Source organism: Escherichia sp. WS338 (genome assembly GCF_046486405.1).
In the GTDB taxonomy this organism is placed as follows: domain Bacteria; phylum Pseudomonadota; class Gammaproteobacteria; order Enterobacterales; family Enterobacteriaceae; genus Escherichia; species Escherichia coli.
In genome coordinates this window covers 1-22,731 of the sequence record NZ_JBJQLL010000020.1, presented here as the reverse complement: position 1 = coordinate 22,731, position 22,731 = coordinate 1, and the positions used below count along the sequence as shown (strand labels likewise).

19 protein-coding genes and 2 pseudogenes are annotated in these 22,731 nt (G+C 51.5%); 8 read left to right on the top strand and 13 right to left on the bottom strand.

The window, feature by feature from the left end:
* Nucleotides 1-4: 4 nt before the first annotated feature.
* The 5 genes from sucA to sdhC all read right to left on the bottom strand — a co-directional run bounded on the left by sucA (nucleotide 5) and on the right by sdhC (nucleotide 6,410).
* Nucleotides 5-2,806 (bottom strand): 2-oxoglutarate dehydrogenase E1 component, encoded by a 2,802-nt coding sequence (gene sucA, locus ACJHWT_RS17185; protein ID WP_001181473.1) that lies wholly within the window; start codon nucleotides 2,804-2,806, stop codon nucleotides 5-7.
* Between the two features lie 360 nt (nucleotides 2,807-3,166).
* Nucleotides 3,167-3,883: a succinate dehydrogenase iron-sulfur subunit SdhB gene (gene sdhB, locus ACJHWT_RS17180; protein WP_001235263.1), complete on the bottom strand. Its 717-nt coding sequence runs from the start codon at nucleotides 3,881-3,883 to the stop codon at nucleotides 3,167-3,169.
* Nucleotides 3,884-3,898: 15 nt separating this feature from the next.
* Nucleotides 3,899-5,665 carry a succinate dehydrogenase flavoprotein subunit gene (sdhA, locus tag ACJHWT_RS17175; protein WP_000775540.1) on the bottom strand — a complete coding sequence of 589 codons (1,767 nt, stop codon included), beginning with the start codon at nucleotides 5,663-5,665 and terminating at the stop codon, nucleotides 3,899-3,901.
* Nucleotides 5,665-6,012: a succinate dehydrogenase membrane anchor subunit gene (gene sdhD, locus ACJHWT_RS17170; protein WP_000254365.1), complete on the bottom strand. Its 348-nt coding sequence runs from the start codon at nucleotides 6,010-6,012 to the stop codon at nucleotides 5,665-5,667. Before sdhD ends, sdhA begins: the two co-directional genes overlap by 1 nt.
* A complete protein-coding gene (gene sdhC, locus ACJHWT_RS17165) occupies nucleotides 6,006-6,410 on the bottom strand; it encodes a succinate dehydrogenase cytochrome b556 subunit (protein WP_000263347.1) in 405 nt (134 codons plus the stop codon). Before sdhC ends, sdhD begins: the two co-directional genes overlap by 7 nt.
* 380 nt (nucleotides 6,411-6,790) lie before the next feature.
* Between sdhC and ACJHWT_RS17160 the strand changes: the two genes are divergently transcribed.
* The 7 genes and pseudogenes from ACJHWT_RS17160 to ACJHWT_RS17130 all read left to right on the top strand — a co-directional run bounded on the left by ACJHWT_RS17160 (nucleotide 6,791) and on the right by ACJHWT_RS17130 (nucleotide 14,856).
* Nucleotides 6,791-6,898 (top strand): hypothetical protein, encoded by a 108-nt coding sequence (locus ACJHWT_RS17160; protein ID WP_001305582.1) that lies wholly within the window; start codon nucleotides 6,791-6,793, stop codon nucleotides 6,896-6,898.
* A gap of 205 nt (nucleotides 6,899-7,103) precedes the next feature.
* The gene (gene gltA / locus ACJHWT_RS17155; protein WP_000785834.1) at nucleotides 7,104-8,387 is read left to right on the top strand and encodes a citrate synthase; all 1,284 of its coding nucleotides are present in this window, start codon (nucleotides 7,104-7,106) and stop codon (nucleotides 8,385-8,387) included.
* A 389-nt stretch (nucleotides 8,388-8,776) separates the two neighbouring features.
* On the top strand, nucleotides 8,777-9,343 hold the full coding sequence (locus ACJHWT_RS17150) for a fimbrial protein (protein WP_000472419.1): 567 nt from the start codon (nucleotides 8,777-8,779) through the stop codon (nucleotides 9,341-9,343).
* Between the two features lie 50 nt (nucleotides 9,344-9,393).
* Nucleotides 9,394-11,853, top strand: a pseudogene (locus tag ACJHWT_RS17145) (fimbria/pilus outer membrane usher protein).
* Nucleotides 11,854-11,867: 14 nt separating this feature from the next.
* The gene (locus ACJHWT_RS17140) at nucleotides 11,868-12,599 is read left to right on the top strand and encodes a molecular chaperone (RefSeq protein ID WP_000143536.1); all 732 of its coding nucleotides are present in this window, start codon (nucleotides 11,868-11,870) and stop codon (nucleotides 12,597-12,599) included.
* Entirely contained in the window at nucleotides 12,596-13,657 is a 1,062-nt protein-coding gene (locus tag ACJHWT_RS17135) for a fimbrial protein (protein ID WP_001272438.1), read from the top strand. The genes ACJHWT_RS17140 and ACJHWT_RS17135 overlap by 4 nt, the downstream gene beginning before the upstream one ends.
* A gap of 152 nt (nucleotides 13,658-13,809) precedes the next feature.
* Nucleotides 13,810-14,856, top strand: coding sequence for an AbrB family transcriptional regulator (locus ACJHWT_RS17130; protein ID WP_001317710.1), 1,047 nt, complete (start codon nucleotides 13,810-13,812; stop codon nucleotides 14,854-14,856).
* Here ACJHWT_RS17130 and nei read toward each other — a convergent pair.
* Genes nei through ybgI form a run of 5 tightly spaced genes read right to left on the bottom strand, consistent with a single transcriptional unit; the run spans nucleotide 14,853 to nucleotide 18,752 of the window.
* Nucleotides 14,853-15,644: an endonuclease VIII gene (gene nei, locus ACJHWT_RS17125; protein ID WP_001113987.1), complete on the bottom strand. Its 792-nt coding sequence runs from the start codon at nucleotides 15,642-15,644 to the stop codon at nucleotides 14,853-14,855. The genes ACJHWT_RS17130 and nei overlap by 4 nt on opposite strands.
* A gap of 35 nt (nucleotides 15,645-15,679) precedes the next feature.
* Nucleotides 15,680-16,414, bottom strand: coding sequence for a 5-oxoprolinase subunit PxpA (gene pxpA / locus ACJHWT_RS17120; RefSeq protein ID WP_000687178.1), 735 nt, complete (start codon nucleotides 16,412-16,414; stop codon nucleotides 15,680-15,682).
* Nucleotides 16,404-17,336: a 5-oxoprolinase subunit PxpC gene (gene pxpC, locus ACJHWT_RS17115; RefSeq protein ID WP_000912722.1), complete on the bottom strand. Its 933-nt coding sequence runs from the start codon at nucleotides 17,334-17,336 to the stop codon at nucleotides 16,404-16,406. Before pxpC ends, pxpA begins: the two co-directional genes overlap by 11 nt.
* A complete protein-coding gene (pxpB, locus tag ACJHWT_RS17110) occupies nucleotides 17,330-17,986 on the bottom strand; it encodes a 5-oxoprolinase subunit PxpB (protein WP_001188343.1) in 657 nt (218 codons plus the stop codon). Before pxpB ends, pxpC begins: the two co-directional genes overlap by 7 nt.
* A gap of 22 nt (nucleotides 17,987-18,008) precedes the next feature.
* Nucleotides 18,009-18,752, bottom strand: coding sequence for a radiation resistance protein YbgI (gene ybgI, locus ACJHWT_RS17105; RefSeq protein ID WP_000798871.1), 744 nt, complete (start codon nucleotides 18,750-18,752; stop codon nucleotides 18,009-18,011).
* A gap of 270 nt (nucleotides 18,753-19,022) precedes the next feature.
* Between ybgI and dtpD the strand changes: the two genes are divergently transcribed.
* Entirely contained in the window at nucleotides 19,023-20,504 is a 1,482-nt protein-coding gene (gene dtpD / locus ACJHWT_RS17100) for a dipeptide permease DtpD (protein ID WP_001045975.1), read from the top strand.
* Between the two features lie 42 nt (nucleotides 20,505-20,546).
* Here the strand turns inward: dtpD and phrB are convergent, their stop codons facing one another.
* The 3 genes and pseudogenes from phrB to ACJHWT_RS17085 form a co-directional block, all read right to left on the bottom strand.
* Nucleotides 20,547-21,965 (bottom strand): deoxyribodipyrimidine photo-lyase, encoded by a 1,419-nt coding sequence (gene phrB, locus ACJHWT_RS17095; RefSeq protein WP_021539104.1) that lies wholly within the window; start codon nucleotides 21,963-21,965, stop codon nucleotides 20,547-20,549.
* Nucleotides 21,962-22,471, bottom strand: a complete 510-nt coding sequence (locus ACJHWT_RS17090) for a YbgA family protein (protein WP_001076017.1) — start codon at nucleotides 22,469-22,471, stop codon at nucleotides 21,962-21,964. The genes phrB and ACJHWT_RS17090 overlap by 4 nt, the downstream gene beginning before the upstream one ends.
* A 150-nt stretch (nucleotides 22,472-22,621) precedes the next feature.
* Nucleotides 22,622-22,731: pseudogene (locus ACJHWT_RS17085) on the bottom strand (ISAs1 family transposase); the annotation flags it as partial.

Genomic DNA, 22,731 nt, shown 5'->3' with positions numbered 1-22,731 from the left:
TTATTTATTCGACGTTCAGCGCGTCATTAACCAGATCTTGTTGCTGTTTCTGGTGAACGGACATATACCCTACCGCCGGAGAGGCGGAGGCCGGGCGGCCTGCATAACGCAGAGAAGCCCCAAACGGAATCACTTCACGGAAATGATGCTGGCTGCAGTACCATGCGCCCTGGTTGAGCGGCTCTTCCTGGCACCAGACAAAATCCTTGACGTGAGCAAACTGCTGCAACACTTCCTGCATCGCTTTATGCGGGAACGGGTAGAGTTGCTCGATACGCACAATGGCGACATCGTGTTGATTGTTCTTACGACGTTGTTCCAGCAGGTCGTAATAAACCTTACCAGAACACATCACTACACGCTTAACGCCCTTCGGATCAAGCTCGTCGATTTCACCGATGGCTGGCAGGAAGGTGCCGTTCGCCAGTTCTTCGAGGCTGGAAACCGCCAGCGGATGACGCAGCAGGGATTTCGGCGACATCACGACCAGCGGACGACGCATCCCGCGCAGCGCCTGACGACGCAGCATGTGGTAAACCTGTGCCGGGGTAGAAGGTACGCAAACCTGCATGTTTTGCTCAGCACAAAGTTGCAGATAACGTTCCAGACGCGCGGAGGAGTGCTCCGGCCCCTGCCCTTCGTAACCGTGCGGCAGCAACATCACCAGACCACACATCCGGCCCCATTTCTGTTCGCCAGAGGAGATGAACTGGTCGATAACCACCTGCGCACCGTTGGCGAAGTCACCGAACTGCGCTTCCCAGATGGTCAGAGTGCGTGGTTCTGCGGTGGCATAACCGTATTCAAACGCCAGCACGGCTTCTTCTGACAGTACGGAGTCCCAGACACGGAACGCGCCCTGACCGTTATGGATGTGTTGCAGCGGCGTGTAAGTGGAACCGTTAGACTGGTTGTGGATCACCGCGTGGCGGTGGAAGAAGGTACCGCGACCGGAGTCTTCACCCGACAGGCGAACCGGAATGCCTTCATCAACCAGCGTGGCGTAAGCGAGGTTTTCCGCACCGCCCCAGTCGAACAGTTTCTCACCGGCTGCCATTGCCTGGCGATCGCCATAAATCTTGGCAACGCGAGACTGCATTTCAACTGCTTCCGGCACCGTACTGATGCGTTTAGCCAGTTCCTGCAGGCGCTTCATCTCAACTTTGTTCGGGTACTCTTCGTCCCATTCGTGGTTGAGGTATGGCGACCAGGTGAAAGAGTGCATGTTCATCGGACGCCACTCTGCTACCACGCAATCGCCAGCATCCAGCGCATCGCGGTACAGGTTAACCATCTCGGTGGCATCTTCCAGCGTCGCCACTTTTTCCTGCTCCAGCTTGTCAGCGTAGATTTTGCGCGGCGTCGGATGTTTTTTGATTTTCTGATACATCAGCGGCTGGGTTGCGCTCGGCTCGTCGGCTTCGTTGTGGCCATGACGGCGGTAGCACACCAGGTCGATGAAGACATCACGTTTAAAGGTGTTACGGAAATCGAGCGCCAGACGGGTCACAAAGGCAACGGCTTCCGGATCATCCGCGTTTACGTGGAAAATCGGTGCCTGAACCATCTTACCGATATCAGTACAGTACGGCGTCGAACGGGCATCCAGCGGGTTAGAGGTGGTGAAGCCAACCTGGTTGTTGATAACGATACGTACCGTACCGCCAACTTCATAGCCACGCGCTTTCGACATGTTCAGGGTTTCCTGAACCACGCCCTGTCCGGTCACTGCGGCGTCACCGTGGATGGTGATTGGCAGCACTTTGTTGCTGCTCGGCTCATCAAGTCTGTCCAGACGGGCACGAACAGAACCGATAACTACCGGGCTGACAATCTCAAGGTGAGACGGGTTAAACGCCAGCGCCAGGTGCACCAGGCCGCCATCGGTCTGGAAGTCAGACGAGAAGCCCATGTGGTATTTCACGTCACCCGTGCCGAGGTGTTCTTTATGTTTACCGGCGAACTCGTCGAACAAGTCTTGCGGTTTTTTACCCAGCACGTTCACCAGCACGTTCAGACGACCACGGTGCGCCATCCCGAGAACCACTTCGCGGGTGCCGCTGTTGCCAGCGTGGCGGATCATCTCTTTAAGCATCGGGATTAACGCGTCACCGCCTTCCAGCGAGAAGCGTTTTGCGCCAGGGAATTTTGCGCCGAGGTAACGTTCAAGGCCTTCAGCGGCGGTCAGTTCGCTTAAGAAGCGTTTTTTCTCTTCGCTATTGAAAGTCGCGCGACCAGACTCGATACGCTGTTGGATCCAGCGTTTTTCTTCGGTGCTGGTGATGTGCATATACTCGGCACCAATCGGGCCGCAGTAGGTTTGCTTGAGGGCTTCCAGCAGCTCGCCGAGTTTCATGGTTTCTTTGCCGCTGGCAAATGAACCGACGTTGAAGGTCTCCTGGAAGTCTGCTTCGGTCAGATCGTGGAAAGATGGATCCAGATCGGCCACTTTATCTTGCTGCCACAGTCCCAGCGGATCGAGATTCGCATGCTGGTGACCACGGAAGCGGTATGCGTTAATGAGCTGCAGGACTTTAACCTGCTTCACATTGGTGTCAGGGTCGGAGATCGTTGAAGAGTAACGTGAAGCGTCTTTCGCCAGGCGGCGGAAATATTCACGCGTTTGAGAGTGGAATTGATCCGGTTTGACTCCCGTACCAGGTAACTGCTGGAACGTCGAACGCCAGTTAGCGTCAACCGAGTCAGGATCGGTTAAGAAGTCTTCATAGAGCTGTTCTATCCAGCTCTGGTTTGCGCCAGAGAGGTAAGAAGAGTCCAACCAGGCTTTCAAAGCGCTGTTCTGCATCGTGATCCCTTAAGCATCTTTTTTATGCTTACTTCGCCGTGGATACTACCACGCACATTTCATATCTGATGTGCGTGCCGGGGTTCACTTGTTGCGGACTTGTCGTGTTTTCTGCGTCCGCTAAGGAACCTTTAAAAACTGTCTTAGTGTCAGGGGCAGTTTTTAAAGATTTCCTGCATTTCTTTTGTAGGCCGGATAAGGCATTCACGCCGCATCCGGCGCTGTTTGCCTGATGCGACGCTTGCGCGTCTTATCAGGCCTACGGTTTCTGCATTTCTTTTGTAGGCCGGATAAGGCGTTCACGCCGCATCCGGCACTGGTTGCCTGATGCGACGCTTGTGCGTCTTATCAGGCCTGGGTTTACGCATTACGTTGCAACAACATCGACTTGATATGGCCGATGGCGCGCGTCGGGTTCAGCCCCTTCGGACATACACTGACGCAGTTCATGATGCTGTGACAGCGGAATACGCTGAATGCATCGCTCAAACCGTCGAGGCGGCTGTCAGTCTCGGTATCACGGCTATCGATCAGGAAACGATATGCCGCTAACAAGCCTGCCGGGCCGATAAACTTATCGGGATTCCACCAGAAAGACGGACAAGAGGTTGAACAACATGCGCAGAGAATACATTCATACAGCCCGTCGAGTTTTTCGCGCTGCTCTGGCATCTGTAAATGCTCGCGAGCTGGCGGATTTTGTCCATTATTCAACAGGTAAGGCTTAATTTTCTCATATTGCGCATAGAATTGTCCCATGTCTACCACCAAATCGCGGATCACCGGTAAACCTGGCAGCGGGCGAATCACAATCTTCTTGCCCGGCTGGTTGAGTGCCGAAATCGGGGTAATACAGGCCAGACCATTCTTGCCGTTCATGTTCAGACCGTCGGAACCGCACACACCTTCACGGCAGGAGCGACGGAACGACAGGCTGGGATCTTTCTCTTTCAGCTGGATAAGCGCATCCAGCAGCATCATGTCACGACCTTCTTCCGCTTCCAGGGTGTAATCCTGCATACGCGGAGCATCATCAACATCCGGGTTATAGCGATAAATTGAAAACTCGAGTCTCATTTTCCTGTCTCCGCATTAGTAAGTACGAATCTTCGGCGGGAATGCCGGGCGCAGTTTCGGTTCCATGTTGACGCTTCGGCGCGTCATGGATTCCGACTCAGGCAGATACAGGGAGTGGCACAGCCAGTTTTCATCATCACGATCCGGGAAGTCGAAGCGGCTATGTGCGCCACGGCTTTCGGTACGGAAGTTGGCAGAAACAGCCGTTGCATACGCCGTTTCCATCAGGTTATCCAGTTCCAGGCACTCAACGCGCTGGGTGTTGAACTCGCTGGAAGTGTCATCCAGACGGGCATTTTTCAGACGCTCGCGGATAACTTTCAACTGCTCAAGCCCTTTCGCCATCGCATCACCTTCACGGAAGACCGAGAAGTTATGCTGCATACATTCTTGCAGCGCTTTACGAATCGCCACCGGATCTTCACCGTTACGATTATTGTTCCAGCGGTTCAGACGATCCAGAGATGCTTCAACATCAGACTCGCTGGCATCGCGCAATGCGCCCTGCTCGGCGATAGACTCTTGCAGATGCAAACCCGCTGCGCGACCAAAGACCACCAGGTCCAGCAGCGAGTTGCCGCCCAGACGGTTAGCGCCGTGTACCGATACACAAGCGATTTCACCAACGGCAAACAGCCCCGGAACAACCACATCTTCGCCTTTCTCGTTCACCGTCAGCGCCTGACCGGTCACTTTGGTCGGAATACCGCCCATCATGTAGTGACAGGTTGGGATAACCGGAATCGGCTCTTTCACCGGATCAACGTGAGCGAAGGTACGGGAGAGTTCCAGAATACCCGGCAGACGGGATTCGAGAACTTCTTTACCCAAGTGGTCAAGTTTCAGTTTCGCGTGTGGCCCCCACGGACCATCACAGCCGCGACCTTCACGGATTTCAATCATGATGGAACGCGCCACCACGTCACGGCCCGCCAGGTCTTTGGCGTTCGGCGCATAACGCTCCATAAAGCGTTCGCCATGTTTGTTCAGCAGATAACCGCCTTCACCACGGCACCCTTCGGTGACCAGTACGCCCGCACCGGCAATACCGGTCGGGTGGAACTGCCACATTTCCATATCCTGCACTGGTACGCCTGCACGGATAGCCATGCCGACGCCGTCGCCAGTGTTAATGTGGGCGTTGGTAGTGGACTGATAAATACGCCCTGCCCCGCCAGTCGCCAGCACGGTAGCGCGAGCTTTGAAGTAAACCACTTCACCAGTTTCGATGCACAGTGCGGTACAACCGACCACCGCGCCATCCTGGTTTTTCACCAGATCCAGCGCATACCACTCGGAGAAAATGGTGGTGTGGTTTTTCAGGTTCTGCTGATAAAGGGTGTGCAACAGTGCGTGACCGGTACGGTCAGCTGCCGCCGCAGTACGTGCCGCCTGCTCGCCGCCGAAGTTTTTCGACTGACCGCCAAACGGACGTTGATAGATACGACCATCATCAAGACGCGAGAACGGCAGGCCCATATGTTCCAGTTCCAGAATCGCTTCCGGCCCGGTTTTACACATATATTCAATCGCGTCCTGGTCACCGATATAGTCCGAACCTTTTACGGTGTCGTACATATGCCATTCCCAGTTATCTTCATGGGTATTACCCAGCGCAACGGTAATGCCGCCTTGCGCAGAAACGGTATGGGAACGGGTCGGGAAGACTTTAGAGAGCAGCGCACAGGTCTGACCGCTCTGGGAAATTTGCAGCGCCGCGCGCATACCTGCGCCACCGGCACCAATCACAACTGCATCAAATTCTCTGACTGGCAATTTCATCACACACCCCACACCACAACGAATCCATAAATCACGTAAACCACCAGAGCAACGACAATCACCAGTTGCAGCATCAGGCGCAAGGCCAGCGGTTTAACGTAGTCGGTCAACACCTGCCACATGCCGATCCAGGCATGGATCAAGATAGAAAACAGCGCCAGCAGGGTGAACACTTTGGTGAACGCAGAGGCGAAGAAACCGATCCAGACTTCATATGTCAGTTCGCCACTGGTGGCGAAAAAACCGACCATATAAATGATGTAGAGCGTCAGGACGATAGCGGTAGCGCGAACGAGGATGAAATCATGTACGCCATTGCGTCCTAATGCGGAGGCGTTGCTTACCATACGAGGACTCCTGCGAGAAGTGAAAGCACGACAGTAATAACAAAGGAGATTTTGGCGGAGCGTTTACCCGCTTCGAATGTTTCTTCCAGATAGCCAAAATCCATCATCATGTGGCGAATACCTACGACGACGTGATACGCCAGAGCGGTAAGGATGCCCCACATGATAAATTTGACGAAGAAGCTGCCCATAATCGCGGAAGCTTGCTCGAAACCTTCAGGGGAAGAGAGGCTGGTACCCAGAAGCCACAGCAGGATGCCCACTGCAACAAAGGTGATCACACCGGAAACGCGATGGAGAATGGACGCTATCGCCGTGATGGGGAACCGGATGGTCTGTAGGTCCAGATTAACAGGTCTTTGTTTTTTCACATTTCTTATCATGAATAACGCCCACATGCTGTTCTTATTATTCCCTGGGGACTACGGGCACAGAGGTTAACTTTCTGTTACCTGGAGACGTCGGGATTTCCTTCCTCCGGTCTGCTTGCGGGTCAGACAGCGTCCTTTCTATAACTGCGCGTCATGCAAAACACTGCTTCCAGATGCGAAAACGACACGTTACAACGCTGGGTGGCTCGGGATTGCAGGGTGTTCCGGAGACCTGGCGGCAGTATAGGCCGTTCACAAAATCATTACAATTAACCTACATATAGTTTGTCGGGTTTTATCCTGAACAGTGATCTGCGTCACGATAACAACATTTATTTAATTTTTAATCATCTAATTTGACAATCATTCAACAAAGTTGTTACAAACATTACCAGGAAAAGCATATAATGCGTAAAAGTTATGAAGTCGGTATTTCACCTAAGATTAACTTATGTAACAGTGTGGAAGTATTGACCAATTCATTCGGGACAGTTATTAGTGGTAGACAAGTTTAATAATTCGGATTGCTAAGTACTTGATTCGCCATTTATTCGTCATCAATGGATCCTTTACCTGCAAGCGCCCAGAGCTCTGTACCCAGGTTTTCCCCTCTTTCACAGAGCGGCGAGCCAAATAACAAACGGGTAAAGCCAGGTTGATGTGCGAAGGCAAATTTAAGTTCCGGCAGTCTTACGCAATAAGGCGCTAAGGAGACCTTAAATGGCTGATACAAAAGCAAAACTCACCCTCAACGGGGATACAGCTGTTGAACTGGATGTGCTGAAAGGCACGCTGGGTCAAGATGTTATTGATATCCGTACTCTCGGTTCAAAAGGTGTATTCACCTTTGACCCAGGCTTCACTTCAACCGCATCCTGCGAATCTAAAATTACTTTTATTGATGGTGATGAAGGTATTTTGCTGCACCGCGGTTTCCCGATCGATCAGCTGGCGACCGATTCTAACTACCTGGAAGTTTGTTACATCCTGCTGAATGGTGAAAAACCGACTCAGGAACAGTATGACGAATTTAAAACTACGGTGACCCGTCATACCATGATCCACGAGCAGATTACCCGTCTGTTCCATGCTTTCCGTCGCGACTCGCATCCAATGGCAGTCATGTGTGGTATTACCGGCGCGCTGGCGGCGTTCTACCACGACTCGCTGGATGTTAACAATCCTCGTCATCGTGAAATTGCCGCGTTCCGCCTGCTGTCAAAAATGCCGACCATGGCCGCGATGTGTTACAAGTATTCCATTGGTCAGCCATTTGTTTACCCGCGCAATGATCTCTCCTACGCTGGTAACTTCCTGAATATGATGTTCTCCACGCCGTGCGAACCGTATGAAGTTAATCCGATTCTGGAACGTGCTATGGACCGTATTCTGATCCTGCACGCTGACCATGAACAGAACGCCTCCACCTCCACCGTGCGTACCGCTGGCTCTTCGGGTGCGAACCCGTTTGCCTGTATCGCTGCAGGTATTGCTTCACTGTGGGGACCTGCGCACGGTGGTGCTAACGAAGCGGCGCTGAAAATGCTGGAAGAAATCAGCTCCGTTAAACACATTCCGGAATTTGTTCGTCGTGCGAAAGACAAAAATGATTCTTTCCGCCTGATGGGCTTCGGTCACCGCGTGTACAAAAATTACGACCCGCGCGCCACCGTAATGCGTGAAACCTGCCATGAAGTTCTGAAAGAGCTGGGTACCAAAGATGACCTGCTGGAAGTGGCTATGGAGCTGGAAAACATCGCGCTGAACGACCCGTACTTTATCGAGAAAAAACTGTACCCGAACGTCGATTTCTACTCTGGTATCATCCTGAAAGCGATGGGTATTCCGTCTTCCATGTTCACCGTCATTTTCGCAATGGCACGTACCGTTGGCTGGATCGCCCACTGGAGCGAAATGCACAGTGACGGTATGAAGATTGCCCGTCCGCGTCAACTGTATACAGGATATGAAAAACGCGACTTTAAAAGCGATATCAAGCGTTAATGATTGATTGCTAAGCCGTTTACTTTCCGGACCCGCCTTTAATAGAGCGGGTTCTTTTTTATATGGCTGAACATAATAAATTGTAAAAATTAAACCAGATGCAAATACCCATTAATAAGGTGAAAAAATGTGACAAGTCACATACTGAGCAGAATGATAAGTTTATTTTTTTACTTTCCTGCCGGTAGCATTGTTAACCCAATGAAAATTATGCATATCCATCCCACCCCATCTTTCATCTCATTAAACAATAAATTTATGCACTCAATTATTCCATTCTTTATATAACAAGCTTTTTAATATTGTTAAATAAAACCAAATACATTCAACTGTCAGTTAATATATTCTTGCCTCGCAACACTCTATCTCATTATTTAAAGGACTCAGCTATGTTTAAAGGACAAAAAACATTGGCCGCACTGGCCGTATCTCTGCTGTTCACTGCACCTGTTTATGCGGCTGATGAAGGATCCGGTGAAATTCACTTTAAAGGTGAAGTTATTGAAGCACCGTGTGAAATACATCAGGATGATATTGATAAAGAAGTTGAACTCGGTCAGGTGACCACCAGCCACATTAATCAGTCGCATCACAGCGATGCCGTTGCTGTCGACCTGCGCTTAGTCAACTGCGATCTGGAAAACTCCAACAACGGTTCCGGCGGCAAGATTTCTAAAGTTGCAGTCACCTTTGACAGCTCAGCGAAAACCACCGGCGCAGATCCGATTCTCAACAACACCAGCACGGGTGAAGCGACCGGTGTCGGCGTGCGTTTAATGAATAAAGATCAAAGCAATATCGTTTTAGGCACCGCTACTCCAGATATCGACCTGGCACCAACCTCCAGCGAACAAACGTTAAATTTCTTTGCGTGGATGGAACAAATTGATCAGGCTACGCCCGTAACACCAGGCGCAGTTACGGCGAATGCGACCTACGTACTGGATTATAAATAAGTATCACTTTGGCGGCGTCATCGCCGCCTTTCTTCAAATATTTATCAGGTATGGACACCGTGAATATTTATCGACTCTCTTTTATATCCTGCCTGGTCATGGCGATACCTTCCGCATTGGCGGTCGAATTCAACCTGAATGTCCTCGATAAATCGATGCGAGATCGCATTGATATTTCATTATTAAAGGAAAAAGGGGGCATTGCTCCCGGTGAATATTTTGTTAGCGTTACAGTAAATAACAACCAAATCAGTAACGGACAAAAAATTGACTGGAAAAAGAACGGTGACCAAACCATTCCGTGTATTAATGATTTACTGGTAGATAAATTTGGTTTAAAACCTGAAGTTCGTCAGTCGTTACCACGGTTAAACCAGTGCGTCGATTTTAGCTCCCGGCCTGAAATTCTCTTCATTTTTGATCAGGCTAGCCAGCAACTGAATATCACTATTCCACAAGCCTGGCTGGCGTGGCACTCAGATAACTGGACTCCCCCCTCAACATGGAAAGAAGGTGTCGCCGGCGTCCTGATGGACTACAACCTGTTTGCAAGCAGCTACCGCCCACAGGATGGTAGCAACAGCACTAACCTGAACGCCTATGGAACAGCCGGAATTAACGCGGGAGCATGGCGTTTACGCAGTGATTACCAATTGAATCAGACCGATAGCGATGATAACCATGAACAGTCAGGCGAAATATCACGCACCTATCTTTTTCGTCCATTACCGCAATTAGGTTCAAAATTAACCCTTGGTGAAACGGATTTCAGTTCCAATATTTTCGACGGCTTTTCTTATACCGGCGCGGCACTGGCAAGTGACGATCGGATGTTACCGTGGGAGCTACGCGGCTACGCCCCACAAATCAGCGGCATTGCACAAACCAACGCCACCGTCACCGTGAGTCACTCAGGGCGAGTTATTTACCAGAAGAAAGTCCCACCAGGTCCGTTTATCATTGATGACCTTAATCAGTCCGTCCAGGGTACGTTAGATGTCAAAGTGACGGAAGAAGATGGTCGGGCGAACAATTTCCAGGTTTCGGCAGCATCGACGCCTTTCCTTACGCGCCAGGGGCAGGTTCGCTATAAACTTGCTGCCGGTCAGCCGCGAACATCTATGTCTCATCAAACTGAAAATGAAACCTTTTTTAGCAATGAAGTTTCCTGGGGGATGCTGTCAAATACCTCACTGTACGGCGGCCTGCTGATTTCGGGTGACGACTACCATTCTGCCGCAATGGGTATCGGGCAAAATATGCTGTGGCTTGGTGCATTGTCGTTTGATGTCACGTGGGCCAGTAGTCAGTTTGATACTCAGCAGGACGAGCGGGGCTTAAGTTACCGCTTTAATTACAGCAAACAAGTGGATGCCACCGACAGCACGATTTCGCTCGCCGCTTATCGTTTCTCCGATCGTCATTTTCACAGCTACGCCAACTATCTGGATCACAAATACAACAACAGCGATGCGCAGGACGAAAAACAGACGATCAGCTTATCCGTGGGCCAACCGATTACCCCACTGAACCTCAATCTGTACGCCAACCTGCTGCATCAAACCTGGTGGAATGCAGACGCCTCCACGACCGCCAACATCACGGCGGGTTTTAATGTTGATATTGGTAACTGGAGAGATATCTCGATCTCGACGTCATTCAATACAACCCATTACGAAGATAAAGATCGCGACAATCAGATTTACCTGTCGATTTCGCTCCCCTTCGGTAACGGGGGGCGGGTCGGTTATGACATGCAAAACAGTAGTCACAGCACCACACACCGCATGTCGTGGAATGATACGTTAGATGAACGTAATAGCTGGGGCATGTCTACCGGACTGCAATCCGACCGTCCGGATAATGGAGTCCAGGTGAGCGGTAACTATCAGCACCTGAGTTCAGCGGGTGAGTGGGATATTTCTGGTACCTATGCCGCCAATGATTACAGTTCCGTCAGCAGCAGCTGGAGCGGTTCTTTCACGGCAACTCAATATGGTGCGGCGTTCCATCGTCGCAGCTCCACCAATGAACCACGTCTGATGGTCAGTACCGATGGCGTGGCAGATATTCCGGTTCAGGGCAATCTCGACTACACCAACCATTTTGGCATTGCGGTGGTGCCGTTGATTTCCAGTTATCAGCCTTCCACCGTGGCGGTGAACATGAATGACTTACCCGACGGCGTAACAGTGGCAGAAAACGTTATCAAAGAAACGTGGATTGAAGGCGCGATAGGTTACAAATCGCTGGCTTCCCGTTCCGGTAAAGACGTTAACGTCATCATTCGCAACGCCAGCGGTCAGTTCCCTCCCCTCGGTGCGGATATCCGCTAGGATAACAGCGGCATTAGCGTGGGGATGGTTGGCGAGGAAGGACATGCCTGGTTAAGCGGAGTCGCTGAAAATCAAATGCTTACCGTGGTCTGGGGTGATAGTCAGCATTGCTCGCTCCATCTTCCTGAACATATGGAAGACACCGCAAATCGACTGATTTTACCTTGTCATTAATTAAGGAAATGAAAATGACATTTATGAAAGGACTACCCCTTTTGTTGTTGGTTGCCAGTCTGTGCAGCCACGCTGCACTACAACCCGATCGCACTCGTATTGTGTTTAACGCTAATGATAAAGCTACCAGTCTGCGCGTGGATAATCGTAGCGATAAACTCCCCTACCTCGCTTATTCCTGGCTCGAAAATGAAAAAGGGGAGAAAAGCGATGATCTTCTGGTTGCCCTGCCACCGATACAACGTCTGGAACCGAAAGCAACAACGCAGGTACGGATAGTAAAGCAAGCCTCGACCACAAAATTACCGGGCGATCGCGAAACGCTATTTTTCTACAATATGCGTGAAATTCCTCCCTCCCCAGAAAAAAACAGCGGCCATGCCGTTCTGCAAGTCGCCATTCAGAGTCGTATCAAGGTATTCTGGCGACCGGCTGCATTACGCAAGAAAGCAGGAGAAAAGGTCGAGCTACAGTTACAAGTCAGCCAGCAGGGCAACCAACTGACACTGAAAAATCCTACCGCGTATTATCTGACCATTGCCTATCTGGGGAGAAATGAAAAAGGCGTTCTTCCCGGCTTCAAAACCGTGATGGTTGCGCCTTTTAGTACAGTAATTACAAACACCGGAAGTTATAGCGGCAGTCAGTTTTATCTCGGTTATATGGATGATTACGGCGCGTTACGCATGACGACGCTCAACTGCAGCGGACAATGCCGTTTACAAGCAGTGGAGGCGAAGAAATGAGTGCTGGCAAGGGAGTGTTGCTCGTCATCTGTCTGGTATTTCTGCCATTGAAGTCTGCGCTAGCGCTGAACTGCTATTTTGGTACTTCCGGCGGAACGGTAGAAAAATCGGAAGCGATTCAACCCTTTGCTGTGCCAGGTAATGCCAAACCCGGCGATAAGATCTGGGAATCTGACGATATTAAAATTCCCGTCTATTGTGACAACAATACCAACGGCAACTTTGAAAGCGAACATGTCTACGCATGGGTAAACCCCTACCCCGGGGTACAGGATCGTTATTATCAACTCGGCGTGACATACAATGGTGTCGATTACGATGCCAGTCTGGGGAAAAGCCGCATCGACACCAACCAGTGTATCGACAGTAAGAACATTAACATTTATACCCCTGAGCAGATTATCGCGATGGGCTGGCAGAACAAAATATGCTCGGGTGACCCCGCTAATATTCACATGTCGCGAACCTTTCTCGCTCGTATGCGGTTATACGTTAAGATTCGCGAAATGCCGCCGCATGATTATCAAAGTACGCTTAGCGACTATATCGTCGTGCAATTTGACGGTGCCGGTAGCGTTAACGAAGACCCTACTGCCCAAAACCTGAAATATCATATTACTGGTCTGGAAAACATTCGCGTGCTGGATTGCAGCGTCAATTTTTCCATTTCACCGGAAACACAGGTGATTGATTTTGGTAAATTTAATTTGCTGGATATTCGCCGCCACACAATGTCGAAAACATTCAGTATTAAGACGACAAAATCACAAAATGACCAGTGCACCGACGGATTTAAGGTCAGCTCTTCGTTTTATACCGAAGAAACATTGATTGAAGAGGATAAAGCACTGCTGATTGGTAATGGACTGAAGCTACGTTTGCTGGATGAAAATTCTTCACCCTATACTTTCAACAAATACAGCGAATATGCTGATTTCACCAGCGATATGCTGATCTACGAAAAAACCTATACGGCTGAACTTTCGTCCATTCCCGGCACCCCCATCGAAGCGGGTCCCTTCGATACAGTGGTGCTTTTTAAGATTAACTATAACTAATTTATCATGATGCCCTTTGCAGTCAGTAAAGGGCCTCTCTTTCAGAAAATTGCTGATTTTCCCCTTTTCCTTGATTGCTGTTATTTTTTCCTGGCCCGGCTTTCTTTATGCTGTATCGATACACCAAAGAGAAAATAATGAGGGAGCGAAGGATGCCAGTTTTGCAGTGGGGAATGTTATGTGTGCTCTCACTTCTACTTTCTATTGGCTTCCTCGGATTACATCTCCCGGCGGCGCTATTACTTGGGCCGATGCTCGCCGGGATCATCTTCAGTATGCGCGGGGTTACCCTGCAACTCCCCCGCTCCGCTTTTCTCGCCGCGCAGGCCATTCTTGGCTGCATGATTGCGCAAAACCTGACCGGTTCGATCCTGACCACGCTAGCGGTGAACTGGCCGATTGTGTTAGCTATTTTACTGGTGACGTTACTTTCCAGCGCCATCGTGGGTTGGTTATTGGTGCGCTATAGCTCGCTGCCAGGAAATACCGGGGCCTGGGGTTCTTCTCCTGGCGGCGCGGCGGCAATGGTCGCAATGGCGCAAGATTACGGCGCAGATATTCGCCTGGTGGCGTTTATGCAATATCTGCGAGTGCTGTTCGTCGCAGGAGCCGCTGTTCTGGTCACCCGCATGATGCTGGGCGATAACGCTGAAGCGGTTAACCAGCAGATCGTCTGGTTCCCGCCAGTGAGCATTAATCTCCTGCTTACGATTTTGCTCGCGGTCGTTGCCGGTACGGCGGGATGCTTGCTACGTCTTCCTTCCGGCACGATGCTCATCCCGATGCTGGCGGGCGCAGTGCTCCAGTCTGGTCAGCTCATCACGATTGAACTCCCGGAATGGCTGCTGGCGATGGCATATATGGCAATTGGCTGGCGGATTGGTCTTGGTTTCGATAAGCAAATATTACTGCGGGCATTGCGCCCACTGCCACAAATCCTGCTGTCGATTTTTGCTCTGCTGGCTATTTGTGCGGGTATGGCGTGGGGGCTGACCCGGTTTATGCATATTGATTTTATGACCGCCTACCTCGCCACCAGCCCCGGCGGGCTTGATACCGTGGCGGTCATCGCCGCAGGGAGCAATGCCGATATGGCGCTCATCATGGCGATGCAAACCCTGCGCCTGTTCAGTATTTTGCTGACGGGACCTGCCATTGCGCGGTTTATTTCAACCTATGCGCCGAAGCGTTCTGCCTAATGCTGGCAGCCAGGGCACCAGTAAAACGGGCGAGATGACAGCGTGGTTTTCTCAATGATGCCGCCACAGCGTTCGCACAGTTCGCCATCACGATGAAAAACCTTAAAGCGAAACAGCGCCCCATGATGCTTATTCTCATCCACCTGCCCCCGCGTAGCGTAGGAAAATCGAGGAATATCCAGTAACGCGTGTGCGAGTGCATCCAGTTGCGCCGCATTGAGATCTTTCGCTTTATGATTTCCAGTCAACCCAACCTGCCAGAGGATCTCCACCCGCAAATAATTGCCAAGCCCAGCCAGAAACGCCTGATCGAGCAGTAATCCAGCAAACTGACGGTTACGAAAGCGCGGCGACAATAACCGTTCCTTTACCACCTCCGGCGTCAGATTCGGATCCAGCACATCGGGGCCGACTCGTTGTAAAAACGGATGCGTGATCAGTTGTTCCGGCGTCAACATCTCAATATCCGAGGCGCTATAAAGCAGAATAGTTTTGTCAACCGTTTGCAGTTTTACCCGCAATACTCGCATAGTCTGCGGCTCTTCGCCGGTATCAACCACGCGCCAGACGCCGTAAAGCTGATTATGGCTGTAGAGCGTTAAGTCGTTGGAAAAATGAGTTAACAACGCCTTACCACGCGTTTCCACATGGGTAACGTGTTGACCGATAAGTTGTGATTGATAAGGTTTTAACTGCGGGAAGGCAAACCAGACATCAGTTAGTGGTTTGCCTTTGATCGCCGCCTCCAGGTTATCCGCTGCACGGCGGATCTCCGGGCCTTCAGGCATGGTGATATCCTTTTTTCATTCTTTATTAAACGGGGTTATGCTGCGACAACAATCCCCTTTTCGGCAAATGTAGAGCGTAGTCGGCGGGCGAATGCCAGTGCGTGCTCGCCGTCGCCATGCAGGCAGACCGTTTGCGCCGTGACCGTTGCCCATTCGCCGGTGATGCTTTTGACTCTGCCGTGTTGCACCATCTCCAGCGTTTGCGCCAGCGCCTGTTCTTCGTTTTCAATCAACGCGCCTGGCTGGCTTCGCGGCACCAGCGAACCGTCTGCCTGATAACCGCGATCGGCAAACACTTCCTCGCGCGTTGTCAGGCCATATTGCTTGCCTGCACGAATCAGCTCGCTTCCTGCCAGCCCGACGAGAATCAATGCCGGATCGCAAGCGTATACCGCTCTGGCGATGGCGTCTGCCAGTTGTGCCTCTTTCGCTGCCTGGTTGTATAACATGCCGTGAGGTTTGACATGACGCATAACACCGCCTTGCGCACGGGCAATCGTTGCCAGCGCGCCAATTTGATACAGCGTCTGGGCGTAAACGGTTTCTGGCGGCAGCTGCATGACGCTGCGCCCAAAATTTTCCCTGTCGGGAAAACTCGGGTGAGCGCCAATCGCAACACCATTTTTTATTGCTTCACGCACGCAAGCCTGCATGGTTTGCGCATCGCCTGCATGAAATCCACAGGCAATATTGGCAGAGGAAACCAGCGTTAATAGCTCTGCGTCGCTGGCATAGCCTTCGCCCAGATCGGCGTTCAGGTCAATTTTCATTGTGCAGCCGCCACGCTAATTGTTCGAAATAACGTTGCTGATCTTGCCGTGCTTTCAGTGCTTCTTCCAGTGAACACTGGACAAAATGAATCGGCTGACCGAGCGGAATTTGCGCCAGATGGTACATATCAGCCTCGATGATACAGGCAATACGCGGATAACCACCGGTGGTCTGTGCGTCGTTCATCAACACAATCGGCTGCCCGTTATGTGGCACCTGCACCACGCCCGGTAACAAACCGTGAGATAACAGTTCGCGATCGGTGGTGCGTTTTAAAATTTGCCCCTGTAAGCGATAGCCCATTCGGTTACTTTGCGAGCTAAGCTGCCAGGGCGAACGCCAGAATGCATCCTGCGAGGCGCGATCGAACTCATGATATTCCGGCCCCGGCAAGGCGCGAATGCGGTTGCCCCACAGCAGCTGTTTAACGCCCTGCGCTTCCATAAAATCACGCTTCGATTTGCCAATCGGGAGTCGGTCACCATCCTTTAGTAAACGGCCTTCCAGCCCGCCAATCCCCACTTTGAGATCGGTGCTGCATGACCCCATTACCGGCGGAACATCAATACCACCCGCGACCGCCAGATAACTGCGCATCCCGTGCTGCGGGCGTTTAAGCGTTAAACGCTGACCTGCTTTCATCGGCAATCGCCAGCCGGTCCAGACGGCGTTATCATCCAGCCGCGCTTCGCAACCGGCCCCCGTCAGAGCAAACCACCCATCAGTTTCGAACTCAACCGTTAACTGACCGAGCGTGATCTCCAGCGCGGGGGCATTGGCGTCATTACCCACCAGTAGGTTAGCAATGCGTAACGCGGGCATATCCAGTGCGCCGCAGTGGCTGATACCCGACTGGCGAAAACCGTGACGACCGCCATCCTGCACAGTGGTATACATGCCCGCACGAATAATCTTCAGCATACTCCCTCCTTCTGCGGTACAAAGCGCACGCTGTCTCCCGGACGTAATAAGATGGGTTCGTCACGCGCCGGATCAAACAGGCTGAGTGAGGTATGACCAATCAACTGCCAGCCACCCGGCGTTGCCAGCGGATAAACACCGGTCTGCGGCCCGCCGATCCCGACAGAACCTGCCGGAACGAGCAAGCGCGGTTCAGCGCGCCGTGGCGTGTGTAGTTGTTCCGGCAAACTCCCGAGATACGGGAAGCCCGGTTGAAAACCTAAAAACCAGACCACGTATTCCACGGAGGAGTGCAATTCAACAACCTGTTTTTCGCTCAACCCACAATGCGCCGCGACCACCGCCAAATCCGGTCCGCCTGCGCCACCGTAAACCACCGGAATTTCAATAAAACGAGACTCCGGCTCCAGCGCCTCACTCTCCTCCCACCAGCGTTGCAAACGCTCTATGGCATCCAGCGCCAGCGACTCAGGATTACGTAAAATCACCGTGATATTGTTCATGCCAGGAATGGCTTCAACCACATTCGGCATATCCACCAGACGCTGCGCCAGTCGCCAGATCCGTTTCTGGCTAGCCAGCGTCACCGGCGGTTCCAGCTCCAGCACTACCGCCGTTTCACCTATCAGATAACAACGCGCTCGTTGCACTTTCGATCCCTCTGATTATTCGTTATGCAGGATTAGGAATATCAATAAAGGTCACATCAAGATCGGTATTTTCATTCAGCCACTCGCTCAATGCGCGAATACCACCGCGTTCAGTGGCATGGTGACCCGCAGCATAAAAATGCAATCCCTGCTCGCGGGCTGAATGAATGGTCTGTTCAGAAACTTCGCCAGTAATAAAAGCATCCACGCCAAAACGCGCGGCGCTATCGATAAAACTTTGCCCGCCGCCCGTGCACCAGGCGACGCGCTGGACCACCTCAGGTCCGGTATCGCCACACCATAACGGCTTACGTCCCAGACGCGCTTCAATCCAGGAGGCCAGTTCCAGTCCCGGCACAGGCATGGTCAGTTCGCCCCACGGCACCAACGGCTCAATTTCGCCCATGACCGTGATCCCCAGTAACGCCGCCAGCTGTGCGTTATTGCCCAGCTCAGGATGTGCGTCAAGCGGCAAATGCCAGCCATACAGGTTGATATCATTCGCCAGCAACGTTTTTAAACGGTTACGCTTCATGCCGCGAATGACCGGGGATTCGCCTTTCCAGAAGTAGCCATGATGCACAATGACCGCATCCGCGCCCAGACGCACCGCTTCATCGAGCAAAGCCTGGCTGGCAGTGACACCGGTAACAATTTTTTGCACCGTCTCTTTGCCTTCCACCTGCAAACCATTCGGCGCGTAATCACTAATCGCCGCGCTGTTCAGTTTTTCGTTAATCAGTTGTTCCAGTTCGGTGTTTTTCATCTTCGCGCCTTCCGTATTCTGATAGCTACACCGTTAACATAGCGTTACCTCGCCTGTTCGTCGATAGCCAATCTTTTGACATATTAAGAAACAAACCCGACGCCAAAAGACGCAAATTGTTTATATCATCACGCTTCAGCTAATGTATATTTATGCAATCAGACAGCATATTGCATAAATAATCAGATCTGTATCAAAGTTTTAACTTTAAGGAAACACAAGCACGCCGCGCAACTATTACGTGACGTTGCCATCAATTGTGGAATTATTATGAATAAATACGCATCACAACCGCGCGCTATTTACTATGTCGTTGCACTGCAAATCTGGGAATATTTTAGCTTTTACGGCATGCGTGCCCTGCTGATTCTCTATCTCACCAATCAACTAAAATACAACGATACTCACGCCTACGAGTTATTTAGCGCCTACTGTTCGCTGGTGTATGTCACGCCAATCCTCGGTGGCTTTTTGGCGGATAAAGTTCTCGGTAATCGCATGGCGGTGATGCTGGGGGCGTTGTTGATGGCGATCGGTCATGTGGTGCTGGGTGCCAGTGAGATCCATCCGTCATTCCTCTATCTGTCCCTGGCGATTATCGTTTGTGGCTATGGTCTGTTTAAATCCAACGTCAGTTGCCTGCTCGGCGAGCTGTATGAGCCAACCGATCCGCGTCGTGATGGCGGCTTCTCGCTGATGTATGCGGCGGGTAACGTGGGATCTATTATCGCACCTATCGCCTGTGGCTACGCCCAGGAAGAGTACAGTTGGGCGATGGGCTTTGGCCTGGCGGCGGTTGGCATGATCGCGGGTCTGGTCATTTTCTTATGTGGCAATCGTCATTTCACACACACCCGCGGCGTTAACAAAAAGGTACTGCGTGCGACAAACTTTCTCCTGCCCAACTGGGGATGGCTACTGGTTCTGCTGGTGGCAACGCCTGCGCTGATTACCGTGTTGTTCTGGAAAGAGTGGTCGGTATACGCCTTGATTGTCGCGACGATCATTGGCCTTGGGGTTCTGGCTAAAATTTATCGCAAAGCAGAAAACCAAAAACAGCGTAAGGAGCTGGGGCTGATTGTGACGCTCACCTTCTTCAGTATGTTGTTCTGGGCCTTCGCACAACAGGGCGGTAGCTCGATTAGCCTTTATATCGACCGCTTCGTTAACCGCGATATGTTTGGTTATACCGTTCCGACCGCGATGTTCCAGTCAATTAATGCCTTCGCGGTTATGCTGTGCGGTGTGTTCCTGGCATGGGTGGTTAAAGAAAGCGTCGCAGGTAATCGTACCGTGCGCATCTGGGGGAAATTTGCTCTTGGTCTCGGCCTGATGAGCGCCGGATTCTGCATTCTGACCTTAAGCGCCCGCTGGTCTGCAATGTATGGTCATTCTTCTCTGCCACTGATGGTGTTAGGCCTGGCGGTGATGGGGTTTGCCGAACTGTTTATCGACCCGGTTGCTATGTCGCAGATTACGCGCATTGAAATCCCTGGCGTGACTGGCGTATTAACTGGCATTTATATGCTGCTTTCCGGCGCGATTGCGAACTATCTGGCTGGCGTGATTGCCGATCAGACATCGCAGGCTTCGTTTGATGCTTCCGGGGCGATCAACTACTCCATCAATGCATATATTGAAGTATTTGATCAAATTACCTGGGGCGCACTGGCGTGTGTAGGAGTGGTGTTGATGATTTGGCTGTATCAGGCGCTGAAATTCAGAAACCGCGCGCTGGCGCTGGAATCTTAATAGACCAGCACCGATGCCTGATAAGACGCTCACTGCGTTTTATCAGGCTCCTTTCCTCGCTTCTTCGTACGCTGCCAGCGTTCGCAGCCTTGCCTCTTTGTGATCAACTATCGGTTGCGGATAATCCAGCGTCATACCTGCTTTCTGCGCCCACTTCCACGGCTCATGCACCACTTTCCCTGGCACATCGCGCAGTTCCGGTAGCCACTGGCGGATAAACTCGCCTTCGCGGTCAAATTTCTCGCCCTGGGTTGTCGGGTTAAAAATACGAAAATACGGCGCTGCATCGGTTCCGGTTGAAGCGGCCCACTGCCAGCCACCGTTATTAGCTGCCAAATCACCATCAATCAGCTGCGACATGAAATATCGCTCGCCTTCGCGCCAGTCGATCAACAAATCTTTCACCAGAAAACTGGCTGTAATCATCCGTAGCCTGTTATGCATCCAGCCAGTGCTGTTAAGCTGACGCATGGCAGCATCGACAATCGGGTATCCCGTTTTGCCTTCCTGCCAGGCCTGTAAATGTGCGGGATTGCTCTGCCACTGCACACGATCCGTCCAGGCAATAAACGGACAATGTTTACACAACGAGGGGTAATACGTCATCAGATGACGGTAGAACTCGCGCCAGATCAGCTCACTAAGCCAGACACTACCGGCCCCACCGTCCAGCGCCTGCGGCTGTTCCGCCAACAAGCGATGCAAACACTGGCGAGGCGATAACCCGCCCGTTGCCAAGCTGGCGGACAAACGACTGGTGCCTTCCACTGCCGGAAAATCTCGTTGTTGCTCATATTCTCCGGCACCGTTCTGGCAAAACTGGCGTAATTGCGCAATCGCAGCTTTTTCTTCCACCGGGAAATGCGCAGTATCGAAAGACTGACGAGGATAATTCAGCGTAATGGATGGCGCGGGCTTTATCGATCCGCTACTACGAACTTTTGGTGCAGCGACGCACTCCGGCATCCCTTCCCGCAGCCGTTTCAGCCAGGCATTTTGAAAAGGCGTAAAGACTTTGTACATCTCATGATTGCCAGTCATCACCGCGCCAGGCGGCAGGATCACGCTGTCATCAAATCCTTCACACACCACGTTACGCAGCGTTCTCTCAACCTGCACATCCCGCGCCCGCTCATTCACCTCATACTGATAGTTATAAAAAAGATGAGTAACGCTGTTTTCCGCGCACACCTGTTTAACTATTTCGACGCTGGCGGCAAAGTCATCCACTTCACGGAACAATAAAGGAATGCCTTTTTCCGCCAGCGCGATTTGTAGCCCGTTCAGTTGAGCATTGATAAGTTCAGCCTGACGCGGCGACATGTTATGCGCCGCCCACTGGCGTGGTGTAGCGATATACAACGCCAGCACGCTTGCAGACGAATTGCGGCAGGCGGCAGCCAGCGCGAGATTATCGTGCTGACGTAAATCCTGGCGAAACCAGACCAGATGGGTAGTCATAAAACTCCTGAATGGCGCAAGTTAATCACACACGGCCAAAGTTCGAAATAACGCTGCACTGAAAGCCAGGCGTCAGGATAAAGCGCCATATAGTGTTTGATACGCATCAGCGGCGCAAGAAGTGGTTGCTCGCCACGGCGATAACTGTCGATAAGCGCCGCCAGCTGCTGGCGTTCTGTGGAATCAATATGTGGGCGAAAATATCCCTGAACGTGCATCAAAACGTTAGTATGATCACGCCGGTTGGCAGGGTGAGAAAGCAAAACAATCACGCGTTGGCGGTACTGGTTGTAATAGTCATCCAGACTTTGCCACCGGTGAATATCAGCCACAAACGGGCCAAGTTTGCGGTATTCCGGCTGGGAATGCGCCAGAAAGACGAGTTTATAACGGCTGTGATAATCGAGAAGCGCCCCGCGCGTTAAGCCATGTTCTTTCAGTCGATATAGCTCATAAATCGCGAAGATGCGGATTAGGGTGCTTTCATCAAATCGTTGCTGATTCATTACTGCTCCTGAACGGTTTACAGGAGTAAGTGTAGACGTTGGGAAATGAAATTTGTGAAGTTAATCCTGTTGTAGCAGGGCAAGATTACGAAAGCCCGCTCCCCGTAAGGACTGACGCCAGGTAGTTTCTGTCCATAGCTGCCCTTTCTATTCAAACGTGAAATCAATAAGTTCATCAGGGACATCACAAACAATATGAAGACGGGTTTCTTCTCTGCCGTGACTCTTTTCACTAATTGAGTAACTGTCGTGCTCTGGAT

Excerpts from the sequence above, each read along its gene's own strand:
- sdhD (WP_000254365.1), bottom strand. The coding sequence starts at position 6,012 with ATGGTAAGCAACGCCTCCGCATTAGGACGCAATGGCGTACATGATTTC.
- ACJHWT_RS17090 (WP_001076017.1), bottom strand. The coding sequence starts at position 22,471 with ATGAATCAGCAACGATTTGATGAAAGCACCCTAATCCGCATCTTCGCG.
- ACJHWT_RS17150 (WP_000472419.1), top strand. The coding sequence starts at position 8,777 with ATGTTTAAAGGACAAAAAACATTGGCCGCACTGGCCGTATCTCTGCTG.
- ACJHWT_RS17130 (WP_001317710.1), top strand. The coding sequence starts at position 13,810 with ATGCCAGTTTTGCAGTGGGGAATGTTATGTGTGCTCTCACTTCTACTT.
- dtpD (WP_001045975.1), top strand. The coding sequence starts at position 19,023 with ATGAATAAATACGCATCACAACCGCGCGCTATTTACTATGTCGTTGCA.
- ACJHWT_RS17160 (WP_001305582.1), top strand. The coding sequence starts at position 6,791 with ATGCGTAAAAGTTATGAAGTCGGTATTTCACCTAAGATTAACTTATGT.
- pxpC (WP_000912722.1), bottom strand. The coding sequence starts at position 17,336 with ATGCTGAAGATTATTCGTGCGGGCATGTATACCACTGTGCAGGATGGC.
- nei (WP_001113987.1), bottom strand. The coding sequence starts at position 15,644 with ATGCCTGAAGGCCCGGAGATCCGCCGTGCAGCGGATAACCTGGAGGCG.
- ybgI (WP_000798871.1), bottom strand. The coding sequence starts at position 18,752 with ATGAAAAACACCGAACTGGAACAACTGATTAACGAAAAACTGAACAGC.
- sucA (WP_001181473.1), bottom strand. The coding sequence starts at position 2,806 with ATGCAGAACAGCGCTTTGAAAGCCTGGTTGGACTCTTCTTACCTCTCT.
- sdhC (WP_000263347.1), bottom strand. The coding sequence starts at position 6,410 with ATGTGGGCGTTATTCATGATAAGAAATGTGAAAAAACAAAGACCTGTT.
- ACJHWT_RS17140 (WP_000143536.1), top strand. The coding sequence starts at position 11,868 with ATGACATTTATGAAAGGACTACCCCTTTTGTTGTTGGTTGCCAGTCTG.
- sdhB (WP_001235263.1), bottom strand. The coding sequence starts at position 3,883 with ATGAGACTCGAGTTTTCAATTTATCGCTATAACCCGGATGTTGATGAT.
- sdhA (WP_000775540.1), bottom strand. The coding sequence starts at position 5,665 with ATGAAATTGCCAGTCAGAGAATTTGATGCAGTTGTGATTGGTGCCGGT.
- ACJHWT_RS17135 (WP_001272438.1), top strand. The coding sequence starts at position 12,596 with ATGAGTGCTGGCAAGGGAGTGTTGCTCGTCATCTGTCTGGTATTTCTG.
- pxpA (WP_000687178.1), bottom strand. The coding sequence starts at position 16,414 with ATGAAAATTGACCTGAACGCCGATCTGGGCGAAGGCTATGCCAGCGAC.
- gltA (WP_000785834.1), top strand. The coding sequence starts at position 7,104 with ATGGCTGATACAAAAGCAAAACTCACCCTCAACGGGGATACAGCTGTT.
- phrB (WP_021539104.1), bottom strand. The coding sequence starts at position 21,965 with ATGACTACCCATCTGGTCTGGTTTCGCCAGGATTTACGTCAGCACGAT.